11 protein-coding genes are annotated in these 14,348 nt (G+C 52.8%); 5 read left to right on the forward strand and 6 right to left on the reverse strand.

From position 1 onward, the window contains the following. Positions 1–18 precede the first annotated feature (18 nt). Positions 19–1,266 carry a hypothetical protein gene (locus ACNSN4_RS05825; RefSeq protein ID WP_418284838.1) on the forward strand — a complete coding sequence of 416 codons (1,248 nt, stop codon included), beginning with the start codon at positions 19–21 and terminating at the stop codon, positions 1,264–1,266. A 56-nt stretch (positions 1,267–1,322) separates the two neighbouring features. Here ACNSN4_RS05825 and ACNSN4_RS05830 read toward each other — a convergent pair whose 3' ends face one another. Further along, on the reverse strand, positions 1,323–1,649 hold the full coding sequence (locus ACNSN4_RS05830) for a hypothetical protein (protein ID WP_418284839.1): 327 nt from the start codon (positions 1,647–1,649) through the stop codon (positions 1,323–1,325). A gap of 111 nt (positions 1,650–1,760) precedes the next feature. On the opposite strand from ACNSN4_RS05830, the gene ACNSN4_RS05835 reads away from it, so the two are divergent. Further along, positions 1,761–2,087 carry a hypothetical protein gene (locus tag ACNSN4_RS05835; protein ID WP_418284840.1) on the forward strand — a complete coding sequence of 109 codons (327 nt, stop codon included), beginning with the start codon at positions 1,761–1,763 and terminating at the stop codon, positions 2,085–2,087. A gap of 283 nt (positions 2,088–2,370) precedes the next feature. Here ACNSN4_RS05835 and ACNSN4_RS05840 read toward each other — a convergent pair whose 3' ends face one another. Together ACNSN4_RS05840 and ACNSN4_RS05845 are read right to left on the reverse strand one after the other, a co-directional pair. Then, positions 2,371–3,651, reverse strand: a complete 1,281-nt coding sequence (locus ACNSN4_RS05840) for a DUF6414 family protein (RefSeq protein ID WP_418284841.1) — start codon at positions 3,649–3,651, stop codon at positions 2,371–2,373. Next, a complete protein-coding gene (locus ACNSN4_RS05845) occupies positions 3,651–4,898 on the reverse strand; it encodes an ATP-binding protein (RefSeq protein WP_418284842.1) in 1,248 nt (415 codons plus the stop codon). The genes ACNSN4_RS05840 and ACNSN4_RS05845 overlap by 1 nt, the downstream gene beginning before the upstream one ends. 133 nt (positions 4,899–5,031) lie before the next feature. Here ACNSN4_RS05845 and ACNSN4_RS05850 point away from each other — a divergent pair, with 133 nt between their 5' ends. Genes ACNSN4_RS05850 through ACNSN4_RS05860 form a run of 3 tightly spaced genes read left to right on the forward strand, consistent with a single transcriptional unit; the run spans position 5,032 to position 7,492 of the window. Continuing rightward, a complete protein-coding gene (locus ACNSN4_RS05850; RefSeq protein ID WP_418284843.1) occupies positions 5,032–5,322 on the forward strand; it encodes a hypothetical protein in 291 nt (96 codons plus the stop codon). A 42-nt stretch (positions 5,323–5,364) separates the two neighbouring features. Continuing rightward, positions 5,365–6,753: an ATP-binding protein gene (locus tag ACNSN4_RS05855; RefSeq protein ID WP_418284844.1), complete on the forward strand. Its 1,389-nt coding sequence runs from the start codon at positions 5,365–5,367 to the stop codon at positions 6,751–6,753. 1 nt (position 6,754) lies between these two features. Continuing rightward, on the forward strand, positions 6,755–7,492 hold the full coding sequence (locus tag ACNSN4_RS05860; RefSeq protein ID WP_418284845.1) for a hypothetical protein: 738 nt from the start codon (positions 6,755–6,757) through the stop codon (positions 7,490–7,492). On the opposite strand, the gene ACNSN4_RS05865 is transcribed toward ACNSN4_RS05860, so the two are convergent. The 3 genes from ACNSN4_RS05865 to ACNSN4_RS05875 are packed head-to-tail and all read right to left on the reverse strand — an operon-like array spanning position 7,485 to position 14,337. Next, positions 7,485–10,937, reverse strand: a complete 3,453-nt coding sequence (locus ACNSN4_RS05865; RefSeq protein WP_418284846.1) for a DEAD/DEAH box helicase family protein — start codon at positions 10,935–10,937, stop codon at positions 7,485–7,487. The two genes, ACNSN4_RS05860 and ACNSN4_RS05865, sit on opposite strands and share 8 nt — an antisense overlap. Beyond that, positions 10,937–12,313, reverse strand: a complete 1,377-nt coding sequence (locus ACNSN4_RS05870; RefSeq protein WP_418284847.1) for a restriction endonuclease subunit S — start codon at positions 12,311–12,313, stop codon at positions 10,937–10,939. Before ACNSN4_RS05870 ends, ACNSN4_RS05865 begins: the two co-directional genes overlap by 1 nt. Continuing rightward, entirely contained in the window at positions 12,313–14,337 is a 2,025-nt protein-coding gene (locus ACNSN4_RS05875) for a type I restriction-modification system subunit M (protein WP_418284848.1), read from the reverse strand. Before ACNSN4_RS05875 ends, ACNSN4_RS05870 begins: the two co-directional genes overlap by 1 nt. Between the last annotated feature and the right edge of the window lie 11 nt (positions 14,338–14,348).

Below are 14,348 nucleotides of genomic sequence, written 5' to 3' on the forward strand. Positions count from 1 at the left end.
TTGAGAAGGGCTGTAGCAATGGCAGCTACTCTCACCGAGCCCACTGTTCTCGCTGCCGCGAAGGACACTCTCTACCCTGATCTCGATACGAGCCCAGACCATTACGCTGTCACCGAAACCCAGTTCACCAAGCCGACGTGGGGCGGGTGGGAAATCCCAGACGACCTGCGTCGTCGCCTCGCGCCATACAACACGATTCGTCTAGCTGACGGTGAGCCTGACCTCCTCGGCGTGGGGATGCCTGCTCTCGAAGTGCTGAACGCCGACGCTGCGACGACCCCTGTCGCCGTCATCGAAGCGAAAGGCCACAACACCGACCCAAGCGCCGCCGACGTCGGAACCGGAATCAACCAGGCGCACGGCCACCTGTCCGAAGTCAACATCGGGTACGTCGCCGCCCCCATCCAGAGCATATCTGACCAGGCACGTGCCCTCGCCCGCGATCTTAACATCGGCGTCATCGGTGTCGAAAGCCCGCATGACGCAACGCTCGTTGAACCTGCCCGCATCACCGGCGTCGGTGACTTCTCCACTACTATCGACGCCATCCGATTTCAGGCCACGACGCACCGACTCACCGAAGGCAGCTTCCCGGTGAACCATCCGAAGAACTACCTCGGGTACGCACTCGCCCTCGCTGCAGATGGCGACACCGCTGACATCTACTCCGAACACGTGATCAACAGCGTCTCAGGTGGTCGCCGCGGGGCAATCCTTCTCGGTCTCGTCGATAATCAGCCCGGTGGAGAGACACTCACGCACCTCGGTGCAGAAGTCGTCCGCTTTGCCCGTGCCCAACACGGGACCGTCGTTGCCGCCCTCAACGAATTCGCCTCGTGGAAATGCCGGTCAACCCGCTTCACGACGCTCGCTCCCCGCTGGGCGCAACTCGCCCGCTCAGTCGCCATCCAGTACGACCCAACACAACTCATCATCGAAGCACTCGAACGCCTCCACCAACGCGGCACCAACCCCGCAACCATCGACGCCGTCGTCCGAGAAGCCTCCCGCATCAACCAACCCCTCACCGTCGAAGTGTTCTTCACCCAATCCCGGCGTGAAGACGTGCTCACCGCCGACGGCGAAATCAACGAATCAATACTTACCGATCCGACCGTGTACAAATCCGGCATTCACTTCCAATTCAAATACCACCTCCGCCATATCGGACTCCTCACACACGGCGGCACAGACGACAAAGACGCCGTCCTCACCAACAAGTGGGCATTAGAACACCCGGTCAAACACGGCACCGACTCAAACTGATCCAGTAGAATTCTCCGCAGATCAACTTCGGAGTCGAATTGAGCTGTTCACCTGTTTTACTCTGAGTCGGGGTCGAGATACTCAATCGTGGCTTCCCATTTTCGCAACTCAGCTTGAAGCTCTTCGATTTTTTCCTCGGCTTGGGCTGCCTTCTTGCGAACACGTTCAACGTGCCTTGACACGGTCGTTTCCTTAACATCGTATTCCGACGCCACGTACCTGTGCTTCTGGTCGTAGCGAACTGCAAGTTCCCACATTTCCACTTGACGCTGCGTTAATACTGTGTCCTTTGCTCGTTGCTCCCATTCTTCGTTTTTGAGCTTCTGCAGTGTTCTCACGGCTTCCTGGCCGTGCCGGTGGAAATCCTCCGGTTCAGGTCCCATACTGCTTCACTCTCGCATTAAGCCATATACTTTACCTAGTACTTGTGCTCATTAGCGCACAATACACTTGGGCTAATTGTTTAAAAGCACCAGCGGTTAGAATCACTCGCAATGCGACGTGTAAAAGACCGCACGCTGTACGACACAGAAACTGCAGAACGAATCGCTAAACACGGATCCGCCGCAGACCTGAGTGACTTCCACCACCTTGCCGAAACGCTGTACAAAACCGCAGACGGCGAATACTTCATCCACGGAGAAGGAGGTGCCGCCACGAAGTACGCCACGCAAACCAGCAACGGAACCACCAACGGGCAAGAAATTCGACAACTCACAAAAGAAGAAGCCCTCCAGTGGTGCGAAGACCACTCCATCGACGGAGACATCGTCGTCGAAGAATTCGCTGAACTGCTCACGAACGTCGAACCCACTGACTGAGCAGTCCCCACCCTCAACCCGCCGAACAGGACTAACCGCACCCGACCGCGATCTCTCACACGACGGTTCCCAAATTCAGTCAATCGTTCCTGCAAGACCTCGAAAGATACGGCAAAGGCCAAGCCGTCATCAAAGCCCCTGACGTCGAAGCCGTGGAAGTCACCGGCCTCCCCAACTGCCTCACCCAACACAGCAACTTACTGCCGACTCGTATTTTCGGCTTGTAACCTTGTATTGGACAAGAGCTACTCTCTCAGTAGCTAAGGGATCGTCTGAATAGGATTCACCAATAAATAGCCACTATTTGTGCTTCAATCTGGAATGCATCGATATCTACTGCCCCCTCTTCGGCATTCACTGACCGGTGTTCATCGAATATCATATGATTCGTAACTTCGGCCTCGTTTTCTTTCGAGAGGGAGAAGTCGTGGTTTCGAAGATACGTTCCGTATTCAGTGTAAAAGTCGATTAGTTCCATCTCCCTAGACGGAGAGCGTGCTGGGAGTCCTTCTTCAGCCAGATACGCATTCATAAAGTCCTGGTGAAGATCGTCTCCCACTCCATCAACTCCCGCTCGCTCATCAAATTCAGCAAGTGCATCTATCCAATCATCCAGGCCCACATCTCCGTTATATTGTTCAGACGCCTCCTCTTTGGCGAGGGTCGCCGCGCGCTCAATAAACTGGGTTAATATCTGAGCAAGCGGTGGAGATACTGTTTCGATTTTCTGTGCAAGGCTTAACGGGTGCCATGACTCTTCCTCGTAAGTTTCCTGGACACGACAGAATACGGTGTATTCTTCTCCGTCAAACAACGCATCAGGAACGTCTTGCCAAAGCTTTAGCGCGTTCAACTGACCCACAATGTGGAGCGGCTCCCCACAAGAGTCGTCTGGTTCACCAGGTTGAATTCTCCCATCCTTCACGTGGTAATCGAGAACACGTCCACTCACTGGAATCTCTGTTCCAAACATAGACTCAACGAGTTCCAGTACATCCTCTTCCTCTGGCCCAACCGCTTCAGGAATATTCTCTTGGAGATACATCATCACTTTATAGAACCGATACAGATAGTGCGTCTCCAGCTCAACCTTTACACGAAGGATCTTTCCTCGGGTTATTTTGGATAGATCTATCTCTGGGTCCCCATCTGAATCGATGAGGCCCACATCATCGTCGTGCCGTCGATGCTTATCTAACTGGTCGAAGAGAGACTGAATCGCGTAATTATGCACAACCTCTGATGAGCTCTCACCCATTTCCACATGTTCGCCTTCCACCTTAGCTCCTACACCAGAAATACTCGCATTCACACCACCAGCGACACGATCCGTTGACCGACTCCCAATCTGCTCGACACGCTCCTGCTTGATAGCTCCTTCAATAGACGCCAGAAGGCTCACCACACTATCCCGATCTAGGTAGACGAATTCCCGAAGCTCGCTCTTGTACTCACGGTCATCTGCTTCAGCGTCAGGTTCTTCTTCTCTTGACACCTCACTTGCGGATTGTTCCTCCTCACTTTGTCTACCCAGCAGGCCGTTTACCCGGTCTCTCAATCCCATCAGTTTCCGCCCTCCTCAGCTTCTTGTTCTCGACGCCGTTGCGCCTCCTTATTATTGATCTGAGCCTGCACTCTCTCATAGGCCCGTTCAATGTCCATCCGGTAAATTGTCGGGTTCCCTCCCTTGTCCCGTTCTTCTTTCAACAGAATTTCTCCTATCTCTTCAAACAACGATTCAATATGCGCACCTGTCCACCCATTCGTCTTCTCAATAAGATCATCAAGAGATACTCCATCACCGAAATCAACAGGCGGTTTGTGGATCTCAAAAATTTCTCGTCGGCCTTCACGCGACGGACGGGGAAACTCGATTTCCCGTCCAAATCGACCAGGACGTCGAAGTGCTGGGTCGATTGCGCCTATCAAATTAGTCGTTCCGATGACCACTACTCGGCCGCGATCCTCAATACCATCCATTAGCGACAGTAATTGACCAACAGTACGGCGACCAGCATCCATCGTCTTGTCTCGTCGCGGTGCCATAGAATCGATCTCGTCAAAGAAAATGATCGCTGGCGGGTTCTCCTGAGCGTTCTCAAAGAGTCCACGAAGCTTCCGCTCAGTCCCGCCAACCAACTCATGAGACAGCTCTGGTCCTCTGATACTGTAAAAAGAAGCGTCTTCGACTTGATTTGCGACAATCTTCGCTAAATACGTTTTTCCAGTCCCTGAGGGGCCATAGAACAGCACACCTTTCGGAGCGTCCATCCCGACATCTTCGAACCGCTCGGGCTCCTTGAGCGGGACTTCCACTTTGTACTTCACTTCCTCAACAACCTCATCCATCCCACCGAAATCCGAATAATCCCGATCAGGGACGTTCTCCGGCTCAAGATCCGACGAATCCGTCTCGTTCACCTTCTGCCGCAAACTTTCCCTATTATCCTCAAGGTCAACAATATCCTCTTCAAACACGTCATAGAACTCTCCCAGATTTGTGAGTAAAACACCATCACCGGGTGAGACGTCCTCATCCGGATTGGGAAGAATTCGCTTCCCAGTCTCCGTCCGCACCAGAAGGAACTCATCAGTCGTCCTCTCTACGAGTGCCTGCTGTCCGATTGGGTCATCCTCTCGTGCAAATTTAACAGCCTTATCCCTGGTGAAGTGAGATTCAACTTCTACGAAATCCCCCGGAGTCACTTGACGCGAAACCTCATTCCGAACCAGAAGAATCTCACCATCCTCATTGACCAATAGATGCTGATCCTCTACAGCCAGCACCTTCAGCACCCGGTCATCTCCCATATCCCCGGAGTTCTCCCCCACGACTTATGATGCCTTTGCTACAATCCTACTGACGAAATATGCCATCTATACGGAGTGTAAACGATAGGGCGAAGAAATACTAATTTGATGAGTGAGTTTATACGATTTCTCTATGACGAAGACCTACGAGGAAGAACGGGAGTGTAACCGGTGCGGGGCGACGTATACTGCGGCGGTGTACATCGGTGTAGGCCGGGATACCAACGGAGGCCTCTGTAATGACTGCTATAGTGAGCAGAAGCAGGAACGGATTGACAACGTTCTCTCCGAGCACGAGGATGTGTGGTATAGACCTGATTCAGAAAAGTACGAGATCGCGGTATACAAGCCGGATGGTAACCGCCGGTACTACAAGCATGATATTCATGCTATCCAGCGGATTGAGTCCTGGTACTCAGAGTAACCTCGTGAGAATGTTTATTCCGTTCCTCTGATACGATTCAGTATGGCGACTCAAACTGGGAAGTTCGATCTGAATATGGAGGAAGTGCTTGAGGCATGGGGGCCAGCCGATGCTACCCGGGAGATCATTGCGAACGCACTCGATGAACAAGCACTCACCGGCGGGCCCGACCCCGAAGTTGCACAAGACGACAAGGGGCGGTGGCACATCCAAGACTACGGTCGCGGCCTCCGGTACGAGCACCTCACGCAATCAGAAGACGACGAAAAACTGGCAAACCCCGACACCGTCATCGGGAAGTTCGGCGTCGGACTGAAAGACGCTCTCGCCACCTACCATCGTCACGGCATCGACGTCACCATCCACTCCGCACACAACACGTTCACAATCGAAGAAGCGCCGAAACACGGATTCGAAGAGATCTCCACCCTCCACGTAACCATCCACCCCCCGCAGAAAGATATCGACGGTACGGACGTCGTTCTTGACGGGATTTCTGAAACCGCAATCTCCGACGCCAAATCGAACTTCATCCGGTACTCCGATCTGGACCTTCTAGAATCAACCGGGTTCGGTGATGTCTATCAGGTTCAAGACGGGGAAGACGCGGGCGTGTACGTCACCGGCCTCAAAGTCGCTGAAGAACCGAACTTCTTGTTCTCGTACGACATCACGAACACGACGAAGAAAATCCGTGACGCGCTGAACCGCGAGCGATCCAATGTCGGGCGAACCGCGTACACATCCCGCGTCAAGAAGATCCTCCAGGCGTGTGACTCCGAAGCTGTCGCCAAGCGCCTCGTCGATGACCTGCAACGATTCACCGACGGTGACACCCACGACGAACTCGGGTGGAAACCAATCCAGCTACACGCAGTCCGGATTCTCAACGCCAGACAAGATGTCGTCGTCACAACCGTAGACGAACAACAGAAGCATCGAGACCTTCTCGACCACGCGAAAGACGACGGGCACTCCGTCGTGACCGTGCCGGACCGAATTCGAGCCGAACTCTCAGACACATCCGATGTCGACGGCAATCAAATCCGGGATGTCACAGTCTACGAAAATGAGTACAACGACAGCTTCGAATTCGACTGGGTCGATGAATCTGCACTCACGACAGAGGAACTGGCCGCGTGGGAATCCCGCGATGAAATCCTAGAGATCGTGGGACGCCCGCAAAACTACGAGTACCGCATAGCGAGTCAGTTCCGAGCCACCGACGACGACCAGACCCGCGGACTCCACCAGCCCGGAGAACAACGAATCATCATCCACCGTAACGTGTTAAGCGACCAAGCTGAATTCATCGGGGTCTTCCTCCACGAACTCGCACACACCAGAACCCCGTTCCCAGACCAAACACGCGAGTTCGAAAGCGTACTTACGGAACTACTGGGTGAAGTAGGCGTGGAGGCACTTTCGTAACATGGGAACACTCGTCCTTGACATCGAGACCGCGAGTCCATTCGAAGAACCGCCCGAGAACTCCAACGACACCAAATACTACGAATGGTTTGCTGTCAGCCTCGCATACGCCGATGAGTTAACGACTACGCCAGAAACCGAAGTCCTGTTCCGCCGCGGCGGCTGGGACGACTCCCACACCGTCGACCTCTACCAGCGAATGTTCAACTGGTGCGACCAACGGGATGTCGAGCGCCTGCTCACCTACAACGGTGCCTGGTTCGACGGAAAGCACCTTCTCAACTGGGCCAGCGACATCGACGACACCACGGACCACACGTTCCGAGAACAAACCGAGGTGCTATTCGAGAATCATATCGACGTCGCCCTCGCCGCCGCCGACGAGTACGCAGACGAACTCTGGGACGACCAACACATCCTCCCAGACTGGAAAGCATACAACCTCGCCGAAATCAACAACGACGGCGTCTGGTACGACGATTACGACTTCCCAGACACCTACCTCTCAGAGATCGACGGGTCCGCCGTCCAAGGCAAACACATCGGCCAAGTCCTCGGTGAACGCTACATCAACAACGTCAAAGCAGGCATCGAAGCGACCAGCGTCCATCGAGAACTCACACGAATGCTCGAAGACTACTGCAGAAGCGACGTCGCCGACCTAATCGAACTCTACACCACACTCGGCGGCCCAGTCATCGACGATACATATCGACGTACACCAAAACAGATTATCTGAAATGCCTCTTGACGTACTCTTTCGAATCCCTTGAGCTGAGCTGTTTCGTGTCGCTATCCTTTCTGACGAATAACTCATCCCCACTGAACTCGATTGGCTCGTCACTAGGTTCTACCTTCACTACGCAGACCGACTTCTCGCCCAATGTCTCGAATTGAACGTCGGTCTTCTGTGTGGCAAACGTTTCACCCAAGTGCTCTGCCAGAGCGTTCTCAAGCTGTTTTTTGAACCCTTCTTGGCCTTTCGTAATTGATTTGAAGTCCTTTTCGAGACCCTGAACGCCCCCGTCTTTGTCTACACCAATGATCAGGTGGCCACCTGCAGCATTGGCAAACGCAGCAACATGTTGAGCGGCTCTCTCTTTTGCGAGGGCATCCGATTCCGTGTCAGGCAGGAGATGCTCTTCGAATTCAATAGTCTTGCTTCGACCTTTCTCAATCAGCCCCCTGGTATCCTCTTTTGAGGAGCTAACGAACTGATTGAAGAGCCAGCTCTGGAACACCTCTGCAAACTCGTCATCATTTGTGGCCTTGTTGAAAAATTTCGTATTCTGGTCGATCATATCCAGCATCTCCTTTCGAGTGACGCTCTCGAACTTCATCTGGGCCTTCTCAGTGCTATTCTTCTCCACAGTCTGCTTCAACGCGTCATTCTCTTCCAGGCGTTTTTTCAGATGCTTGATGAAGGTCTTGTCTTGCTCGTCAACTTCATAACCAAACTGCTGGTTCAGCATCTCAACGATGTTCTCTAACGGAGACTTCTTCTCCTCAGCCCTAGCCTTCCCGTCCTTCGACTTGTGAGTCGGGCCCAAATCACCGTTAGACTTCTCAAGCGACCGATTCTCCTCAGAAGCAACCTCTTTGATGCGGTACTGCTCCAAGTCAACGAATTGCTTGACCTCGTTCGGCATCTCTCCCCGTTCCACATCCAGTTTCCGGAACAAGACCCTCGAAAACTGATAGAGCTTGTGTAGTTCTTCGTCCCGGAAGTTCACGACTTTGATGAGGAACGAGTAGAGCTGTATGAAGTCCCGTAGCTTCTTGCGGAACTCTTCCTGAGTCTCCTCACCTTTACTCCTGTACCGTTCTTTGACGGGATCAAGTACAGCACTCAACTGATCCTGAGTCGTGTCGTCACCGTACCAGAGTTCGGTGAACTTCTCAACCTCGCTGTCTTCGAACAGCCTGAATTCGCGTAAGTCGTCTTCAAGATCGTAAACGAGCTGTGGGTTGGTTCCCTGCTTGACCCTCGTTTTGGTGTAAAAATCCTCGAAGGCGTCTTGGATGTCTTCCGGATCGTTCTTGAAGTCAACTACCATCGTATCTTCCTTATCCGGATGGGTTCTGTTGAGGCGAGAGAGGGTCTGAACAGCCCTCACGCCCCCGAGTTTCTTATCGACGTACATCGTGTGCAGAAGAGGCTGGTCGAACCCGGTCTGGAACTTGTTGGCGACGATAATGATCCGAGCGTCATCATCGTCGAATCGGTCCTCGACTTTGGTATCGAGGTCCTTGTTGACCTTCTTCTCCGTGAGCTTCTCGCCTTCGTATTTGAAATCAGAGAAGGCAGCCAATGCCTCGAAGTCGTAGCCGTTCTCGGAAAGATACTCGTCGAATGCCCTCTTGTACTTGACAACCTGTTCCCTCGATCCTGTGACGACCATCGCTTTCGCTTTCCCGTCTATCCGGTGCATCACCTCTTCCACGAAATGTTCGACGATGATCTCGGTCTTCGTGGAAATAACGAGGTCGTGACTATCGACAAATGACTTCAGGAGTCTCTTCGTCTTCGACTCCTCAAACTCTGGGTTATCCTCAATTGTTTTTAACAGGTTGAAGTAGTCTTGATACGTTGTGTAGTTCTGCAAAACGTCGAGGATGAATCCCTCCTCGATAGCCTGCCGCATACTGTACAGGCTGAACGGTTCGTACCCGCCGTCCTCGGTCTCCTCGCCGAACATCTCCAAGGTCTTCTCTTTGGGCGTGGCGGTGAAGGCGAACGAACTGACGTTCGAGAGGACGCCCCTCCCCTCCATGTCCTGTGTCAGTCGGTCCTGAACGGACACCTCGTCTCCGTCTTCTTCGTTTTCAATAGAGGATTCCTCGGAGAGGGCTCTCGTTTGACTGTCTTTGAGTTCGCCCGTCTGGGAGGAGTGGGCCTCGTCGATCAGGACGGCGAAGTTCCTGTCGGAGAGATCCTGCATCTCCTCGACGATGTAGTCGAACTTGTGGATCGTGGTGACGATGATCTTCTCCCCGCTTTCGAGCGCCTCCTTCAGTTGCTGGGAGTTGTCCTCGACATTGGCTACGACACCTTCGACCTGGGAGAACTGTTTCAGATGGTGCTGGAGCTGATCGTCAAGCACTCTCCGGTCGGAGATGACAATCACCGAGTCGAATATCGGTTCGTTCTGATCGTTGTGGAGTTCCGCAAGCTGGTGTCCAAGCCAGGAGATAGTGAAGGTCTTGCCGCTGCCCGCACTGTGCTGGATGAGATATCGTTGCCCCGCACCGTTCTGTTCAGCATCGACGACGCCCCGCCTTACCGCTTGGAGCTGATGGTACCGTGGGAAAACAAGGAACTCGGAGTCTTTCAGATTCCCCTGATCGTCCCGCTCACGAAATTCGGTTATGAAATTCTGGACGACGTCGAGAACGCTGTCCGGGCTCAGCAGGTACTTCCAGAAGTAGCTCGTCCGGTAGCCAGAGGGATTCGGGGGGTTGCCGGCACCTTCCTCGTATCCCTTGTTGAACGGGAGGAAGTAGGTGTCCTGGCCATCCAGCTCGGTGGCCATGTACACCTCCTCGGGGTCGATGGCGAAGTGAGCGAGGCAGCGACCGGGATTGAATAGCTTGTCCCTCGGATCCCTGTCCGTGCGGTACTGATCCTTGGCGTCGATAACGTCCTGACCGGTGTACTCCCCTTTCAGCTCAGCCGTGAAAATCGGAATCCCGTTCAGGAAGATGACGAGATCGACTTCGAGATTCGATCCCGACTTGTAGGTGAGCCTCGGTATGACCGAGAAGATGTTCTTCTCGTAGTTTTCGACCGCACTCTTGTTACGATCCGTAGCTGGTTCGAAGTAAGCGAGTTGCTGAAACCTCGCTCCGCTGAGCCTCAGACCGTTTCGCAGCACGTGGATAGCACCTTTCCGTTTGATCTGTCTGTCGAGCGTGTTCAGGAACTGGTCCTCGGCACCCTCACCGTGGAAATCCGCCAGTTTTTCCCACTCGTCCGGCTGGGTCGCCTTGACGAACTCCAAGACGTCCTCTGGTATCAGGGCGAGTTCTTTGTCGTAATGCCGGTTCTCCCGTTGACGATACCCGCCAGGATCGAACCGCTCATACAGAGGCTCTAACTCGCCTTCCTCCCAAGTCGTATCCTTCGAAGTAAGATCCTCAATAATAACGTTCTCAAACTCCCGCTCACCCAGTTTCTTAGACATCATACCTCACCCCGGACATCGATCTGCCCAGTAACCGCATTCGTAAGAAGAGCAGTTCTATACTCCTTCAGCCGGTCTATGCCTTCCTGGATCTTTTCGATACTCTCATCGAATTTTCCTAGCTCCTCATTGAGGTGGTCAACAATCTCCTCCTGTTCCTCAATCGGGGGAAGAGGCATTTTCAGCTTCTTTATGTCTTCCATCCCTACGGTTGATATCGTCGCACCCATTGTGAGCCGGTCAAGCTCTTGATCCATGGCCTTCGTCACATTCAGAAGGTATTCAGGGAGTAGGTTGTCTTCACAAATCCAGCCGATAATATGCTGAGAAACAGCCATTTCTCGGGTTGTGATCGCACAGAGGCCAACTGTGGCATCACGAGTGAAGACCATTGTTTCAGGAGGTAAAATCCGAGCAGAAGAATTGGCAAGGCCCTCTTCGGTGATCTGCTTCTCCGTCTCGCTAATGTAATCGTTTTCTCTCATCCGACCGGAATCCGCCAGAGAGACCCAGGGAATGTCCCCATCCCAGTACTCGTCTTCAGATTGACTTGGGGTGTGACCGGATTCCATCCGCGCAACAAATCGGATTCGAGGAACATCCCAATGTGTAGGAACCGCTCCCAACCAGTCAACACCACTCTCCCTCATCTCAACATCAGAATCAAGACCCTTGATTACCGCATCTTTGATTATTGTTTCTTTTTCTTCCTTGATAAGATCGATCAACCGCTCCATCTTTCCGATCAGATCCTTAATCCGGTCGGTCTCTCTGTCGAGGAATTCTACTATAGCGTGCTGCTCTTCTTCAGGAGGGAGAGGTTGTGGGAAGTTCTGGAAGAATTCATCTGGAACTCTTTTCTGGCCAGCAGCACCCTTCATTCGACCTTCGCCAACTTTCCTGAAGAGGTTTGAAGCCGTCACATAATAGGCGAATTCGTTATTTAGTTGTCCATATGGGCGCAGGACTACAAACTCTGTTGTTCCAAATCCGATCCCATTCTTCAGATCCTTAGCTAATGCGCCTTTCCCGTTTTCAAAACATGGCGTTATCTTGGCTACTAAGACATCGCCGTCTTTGAAATATGTATAACCATCAATCACTTCCTCTAAGAGGTCAGTCTCCTCGCGGTTGATTTCACCTTGTTCAGAAACATTTTCCATGGGGAGAAAGGTGACTTCTGTCTCTGGATCCAAGTCCTCTACTTCGTTCTTTGAAGGGTTGATTTTAGCACAGAACTTGAGCCGTCTTACTTCCCAGTGGTCAGGGACAGTCGGTAAAGAGCGATCTATCTCTTTGTAATCCGGGTATTTGTCATATCGACCATTGCCTTCTGATTCAAATTCCTGTATGGTCGTCTCCTGCGTTTCTTGCATCACTCGGTCACCTCCTGGATCATGTTGACGATCTGCTGTTCTACTTCCTCAATGTCCTCCTCAATTTCTTTGAGTGGGCGGGGTGGTTCGTATTCGTAGAAGTATCGGTTAAAGTTAATTTCGTACCCGACTTTGCCGATGCCGCCGTCCTGGGGATCAGTCATGTCTTCGTTAATCCATGCGTTGGGTACGTAGGGTTGTACCTCCTCTTCGAAGTAGTCGCGGACGTCCCTATCTAAGGGGACGTATTCGTAGTCAGTTAGGTCTGTGTCGCGTTCTGGCCGACCTTTGCTGTCGCGGACGATCTCTGCGTCAGGGTCTTTCTCACCAAGCGCATTGAAGATGTTTCCGCGGACGGATTTCTTGAGGTCGAGGCCTGCTTCTTCGATTGCTTCGTCGAGTTTCTCCTCAAACTCTTCCTTGTCCTTATACAGCTCATCATCCATCCCCTGCAGCATTTCGATGATGTCTTCCTGCTTCTGTTCGCCTTCTTCGCTGCCGGAGAGGTTGCCGAATGCTCTTTCTTCCTTTATCCGCTCGATTCGGTCTTCGGAGGCTTTGAAGTTCTTGCGTAGCGGGCGTTCGATCCGGACTTTCCTGTATCCGAACTCGCCCACAGGATGGATCTGAGAGTTCTCCGAGTCCTCGTTTTCTCTGTAGAGTTGGAGTACGTCCTTGATCTGATCTTCCGTGAGTTCTTTTCGTTTGTCTCCCTTGTTGTCGCCCATCAAGGTCCAGAACTCTTCGTCCGACGCGTCTATCAGCTGGATCTTCTCCTGACGCTCTTCGGGCTTGTCGTTAGAGAGAACCCAGACGTAGGTAGTGATCTTGGTGTTGTAGAAGAGTTCGCCTGGCATCCGGATCAGTGCTTCGAGCCAGTCGTTTTCGAGTATCCACCTACGGATACTGCACTCGTTCTTGCTGTCCGAGACGTTGGGGTCTGCCGTGAAAAGCGGAGACGCGTTGGAGATGAAGGCGATTCTGCTTCCTCCGTCATCCTGGTCCTGCATCTTCGACAGCATCGTCTGGAGGAAGAGGAACTGGCCGTCGGTTTTGGAGGGGAGTCCCGCACCGAACCTGCCGCCGTATCCCTGCTCGTATTCTTTTTCTACGGCCTCCTTGTCGCTTTTCCAGTCTTTCCCGTACGGGGGATTGGCGAGCATGTAGTCGAACTGCTTGTCCGGGAAAGCGTCTTCAGCGAGGGTCGAACCGTCCGAGATATTGTTTGCTGCTGTGGCGTCTTCCCCCTTGATGAACATGTCCGACTTGGCAATGGCGTGCGTCTGGGGGTTGACTTCCTGACCGAACAACCAGACTTCGACGTCGTCGTTGATCTGCTTTATTCGGTCCTCGGTCTCGGTCAGCATTCCACCGGTTCCACAGCAGGGGTCGTACACGTGGAGGATCTGGTTTTCCTCGAACGCGTCTCTGTCTGGCTCGATTGCCAGCTCTGCCATCAGGTGGACGACCTCTCTCGGAGTGAAGTGCTCGCCGGGATTCTCGTCGAGAGATTCGTTGAATCTCCGAATGAGTTCCTCGAAGATGTCCCCCATAGTGGAGTTGCCGACGCGGTCGGGATGCAGATCAACTTCCGGCTGCGTGAACCGCTTCACGACCTTGTAGAGGAGATCGTGCTTAGCGAGCTCCTCAATCGTAGATTCGAATCCGAAGTTGTCGAGAATTTCCTGCATCTCCGGAGAGAAAGAGTGGACGTACTCCTTGAGATTCCGCTCAATGTCACTCGGCTCGTCGAGCAGGGTTTCGAGCGTGTACTCAGAGTAGTTGTAGAAGGGTGCGTCCGCAGCATCTTTCAAGACTTCTTGGAGGGCCTGTTCGTTTAGCTGGTCACCGTATTTTTCGTAGGCTTCCCGCACCTCCTCGTTATTGGGTTCGAGAACACAGTCAAGCCGTCTCAGTACAACAAACGGGAGAATAACTTCTTCGTAGTCGCCTCGCTTGAATTTGTCACGAATTAGATCAGCAGTACCCCAAACGAAGTTCGAGATCTCGTTGAAGTCAGACATAGTAATTGCAT

The organism is Halorubrum marinum (genome assembly GCF_048381195.1).
Classification (GTDB): domain Archaea; phylum Halobacteriota; class Halobacteria; order Halobacteriales; family Haloferacaceae; genus Halorubrum.